General features: G+C 77.8%; 1 protein-coding gene. It reads right to left on the bottom strand.

Going from position 1 to position 1,050, the window contains the following annotated elements; all coding sequences use genetic code 11:
- Positions 1-108: 108 nt before the first annotated feature.
- Positions 109-1,050, bottom strand: a 942-nt coding sequence (locus tag ACFVUS_RS44180; protein ID WP_387781631.1) for a tetratricopeptide repeat protein, incomplete at its 5' end; no start/stop codon positions are given.

The following is a 1,050-nucleotide window of genomic DNA, read 5'->3' as shown; positions in this document are numbered from 1 at the left end:
CGCAGGGCCTCGTGGAGGGGAACTGGAACAGCACCGGCTCCTGAGCACCGGGGCTCCTGGGCGCCGGGCCGCGGCGCGGGGCAGCGCGGGGCGGGGCGGGGCGGCGGCTCAGGCGGGCAGCGCCGCCAGGAGTTCCTCGACGTCCGCCACGTCCGGCAGGCCGAGCTTGGCGAACACCGCCGACGCGCTGAGCAGCCGGCTCCGGGCCTCCTCGGCGCGGCCGCGCTCGGCCAGCGTCCGGCCGAGCACCACCAGCGCGTGCCCGCTGTCCCGGTCGGAGCCGAGGTCGCGGCACAGCGACAGCGCCGCCTCCGCCTGTTCCTGGGCCTCCGCGTGCCGGCCCACCGCGCGCAGCGTGTCGGCCATCCGGTAGCGGGCGTGCGCCACCCGCTGGCGGATCCCGGCGGGCCCGGCGACGGCCAGGCAGTCCCCGTACCGCGCGATCGCCTCCTCGTACCGGCCCGTGGCGTGCAGCGCGAGCCCGAGGACGTACAGGGCGTAACAGATGCCGTGCCGGTCGTCCATCTCCCGCAGCCCCGGCAGTACGGCCTCGCAGGCCGGGACGGCCTCGTGGGCGCGGCCGCTGCGGACCCGGGCGAGGGCCGCGTTGACGGTGGTGGCGTACTCGCCCGAGCGGTGGTCGAGTTCCCGGGCGAGCGCGATGGCCTCGTCGAAGCACGCGATGGCCTCGTCGAAGCGGCGCAGGAACTGGGCGACCAGGCCGAGGTCGTTGAGGGCCTGGCGCAGCACCACGGTGTCGCCGGCCTCGCGGCAGGCCAGTACGGCGAGCCGCGCCTCGGTCTCGGCCTCCGCGAGCCGGGTGTCCTTGAGCGCGATCGTCCCGCACAGGAAGCGGGCCCGCCCCTCGGCCTTGCGGTCGCCGTGCCGGGCGGCGGCCTCGGCGAGGAGCAGGCCGGTGGGGGCGAGCTGGCCGTAGCGGGTGTCCTGGTGGAAGGGGCTCAGGGCGATCAGCAGGTCGATGGCGGCGCGCAGCCGCCCGCGCCAGGCGGGGTGTCCGGGCCGGGCGCAGGCCGCGATCTGCGCGGCCAG

It is taken from the genome of Nocardia sp. NPDC058058 (assembly GCF_042885355.1).
Classification (GTDB): domain Bacteria; phylum Actinomycetota; class Actinomycetes; order Mycobacteriales; family Mycobacteriaceae; genus Nocardia.
This window is presented reverse-complemented; position numbering and strand designations above follow the sequence as displayed.